2 protein-coding genes are annotated in these 2,796 nt (G+C 59.1%); one reads left to right on the top strand and one right to left on the bottom strand.

The genetic code is table 11. The features are described from left to right. Positions 1–7 precede the first annotated feature (7 nt). Positions 8–1,399: an L-cystine transporter gene (locus F8N49_RS27070; protein WP_151553260.1), complete on the bottom strand. Its 1,392-nt coding sequence runs from the start codon at positions 1,397–1,399 to the stop codon at positions 8–10. A 239-nt stretch (positions 1,400–1,638) separates the two neighbouring features. Between F8N49_RS27070 and F8N49_RS27065 the strand changes: the two genes are divergently transcribed. Further along, positions 1,639–2,694 carry a haloacid dehalogenase-like hydrolase gene (locus F8N49_RS27065; RefSeq protein ID WP_125925424.1) on the top strand — a complete coding sequence of 352 codons (1,056 nt, stop codon included), beginning with the start codon at positions 1,639–1,641 and terminating at the stop codon, positions 2,692–2,694. The last annotated feature ends 102 nt before the right edge of the window (positions 2,695–2,796 follow it).

The following is a 2,796-nucleotide window of genomic DNA, read 5'->3' as shown; positions in this document are numbered from 1 at the left end:
TTTGAAACTATGCCTGGGCCAACTCTGCGTGCTCATCGGCATCCAGCAGCGCTTTATCCGTCTGCTGCATGACCTGACTGGTAATCGCCCCGGCGGTAATCGAGCCACTCACGTTCAACGCGGTGCGGCCCATATCGATCAGCGGCTCGACCGAAATCAGCAGTGCCACCAGTGACACCGGCAAGCCCATCGCCGGCAGCACGATCAGTGCGGCGAACGTCGCGCCGCCACCGACCCCGGCGACACCGGCCGAACTCAACGTGACAATCGCCACCAGCGTCGCGATCCACAGCGGATCCAGCGGGTTGATGCCGACCGTTGGTGCCACCATCACTGCCAACATTGCCGGATAGAGACCGGCGCAACCGTTCTGGCCAATCGTTGCGCCGAACGAGGCAGCGAAACTGGCGACCGACGACGGAATACCCAGACGACGGGTCTGCGCTTCGATGCTCAGCGGAATGGTCGCCGCGCTGGAGCGACTGGTGAAAGCAAACGTCAGCACCGGCCAGATCTTGCGGAAGAAGCGCAGCGGGTTGATCCCGGCAGCCGACACCAGCACGCCGTGCACGACGAACATCAGGCCCAGGCCGATATACGAGACCACGACGAAACTGCCGAGCTTGATGATGTCCTGCAGGTTGGAACCGGCGACCACTTTGGTCATCAGCGCCAGCACGCCGTACGGGGTCAGCTTCATCACCAGACGCACCAGACGCATCACCCAGGCTTGCAGGGTGTCGATGGCGTTGATCACTTTATGACCTTTCTCGACGTCGTCCTTGAGCAGTTGCAGCGCGGCGACCCCGAGGAATGCGGCGAAGATCACCACACTGATGATCGAGGTCGGCTTGGCCCGGGCCAGGTCGGCGAACGGGTTCTGCGGAATGAACGACAGCAGCAGTTGCGGCACATTGAGGTCGGCAACCTTGCCGGCGTAGTCGTTCTGAATGGTTTGCAGGCGCGCCATTTCCTGAGTGCCGGCGACCAGACCTTCAGCGGTAAGGCCGAACAGGTTGGTCAGGCCGATGCCGATCAACGCCGCGATGGCGGTGGTGAACAGCAGCGTGCCGATGGTCAGGAAACTGATTTTGCCCAGCGACGAAGCGTTGTGCAGGCGTGCCACGGCGCTGAGGATCGAAGCAAACACCAGCGGGATCACGATCATTTGCAGCAACTGCACGTAACCGTTGCCGACCAGATCGAACCAGCCGATCGAGGCTTTCAGCACCGGGTTGCCGGCACCGTAAATCGTGTGCAAGGCAACGCCGAACGCCACGCCGAGGACCAGTGCGAGCAGGACTTTTTTCGCCAGGCTCCAAGTGGTGTGGCGGGTTTGCGCCAGACCGAAGAGCAAGGCGAGGAACACCAGCAGGTTGAGAATCAACGGTAGATTCATGAGAACTCCAGTAAAGACTGTGCCAACAGCCGTCCGGGGCTGCTGCGAACCGGCAAGCCTAACAGCTTGATTTGCAATGATTTAATACCGAAATGGCAGGGCGTCCGTCGTTTTTGGAATAAGCGCGTGTCGCTGTCGGCAATGCAACTGACGCGCAGGGGACGTAAGCGGTCGCTGACAGGCGAGGGTTGTCACACTGATTTGTTAGCGTCGAACTCTTTGCATCGGGGAGTAGCGCTATGAAAATTGCACGCACGTTGTTGGCTGTAGCACTGGCGGCTGGCCTCGTCGGCCAGGCATTGGCCACGGACCTCAAGCATTGGCCGGCAGATCAGGCCAAGGCGCTGGACGCGATGATCGCTGCCAACGCCAACAAGGGTAATTACGCGGTGTTCGACATGGACAACACCAGTTACCGCTACGACCTCGAAGAATCCTTGCTGCCGTTCATGGAAAACAAGGGCCTTATTACCCGCGACAAGCTAGACCCGTCGCTGAAACTGATGCCGTTCAAGGACACCGCCGAGCACAAGGAAAGCCTGTTCAGTTATTACTACCGGCTCTGCGAAGTCGACGACATGGTCTGCTACCCATGGGTGGCGCAGGTGTTCTCCGGCTTCACCCTCAAGGAGCTCAAGGGCTACGTTGACGAACTGATGGCTTCGGGCAAACCGGTGCCGGCGACGTATTACGAAGGCGATGTGGTGAAGAAGCTCGATGTCAATCCGCCGAAGATCTTCACTGGCCAGCAGGAGCTGTACAACAAGCTGATGGAGAACGGCATCGAGGTTTACGTGATGACCGCCGCTTCAGAGGAACTGGTGCGTATGGTCGCGGCGGATCCCAAGTATGGCTACAACGTCAAACCGCAGAACGTCATTGGCGTTTCACTGCTGCTCAAGGATCAGAAGACCGGCGAGCTGACCACCGCGCGCAAACAGATCACCGCCGGCAAATATGACGAGAAGGCCAATCTCGGCTTGGAGCTGACGCCGTACCTGTGGACCCCGGCAACGTGGATGGCCGGCAAGCACGCGGCGATCCTCACCTACATCGATGAATGGAAAAAACCGGTACTGGTCGGCGGCGATACCCCGACGAGCGACGGTTACATGCTGTTCCACGATGTCGATGTGGCCAAGGGCGGCATTCACTTGTGGATCAACCGCAAGGACAAGTACATGACGCAAATCAACGGCATGATGGCCAGGCACGCGGCGGCGCAGGCCAAGGAAGGCTTGCCGGTGACAGCGGACAAGAACTGGGTGATCGTCAAGCCGGAAGAAATCCAATAAAAGCAGCTGATAGCGGCAAGCTACAAGCCGCAAGAAAAAGCAAGGCGGCTCTTGCTTGCAGCTTGGCTCTTATTTGATCGTTCCCACGCTCTGCGTGGGAAT

Source organism: Pseudomonas sp. GXM4 (genome assembly GCF_008923895.1).
Lineage (GTDB): Bacteria > Pseudomonadota > Gammaproteobacteria > Pseudomonadales > Pseudomonadaceae > Aquipseudomonas > Aquipseudomonas atacamensis.
The sequence above is the reverse complement of the archived record's forward strand: the minus strand, read 5'-3'. Positions and strand labels throughout refer to the sequence as shown.

Bases quoted from the DNA above. Each gene is read 5' to 3' on its own strand.
- F8N49_RS27070 (WP_151553260.1), bottom strand. From the start codon at position 1,399: ATGAATCTACCGTTGATTCTCAACCTGCTGGTGTTCCTCGCCTTGCTC.
- F8N49_RS27065 (WP_125925424.1), top strand. From the start codon at position 1,639: ATGAAAATTGCACGCACGTTGTTGGCTGTAGCACTGGCGGCTGGCCTC.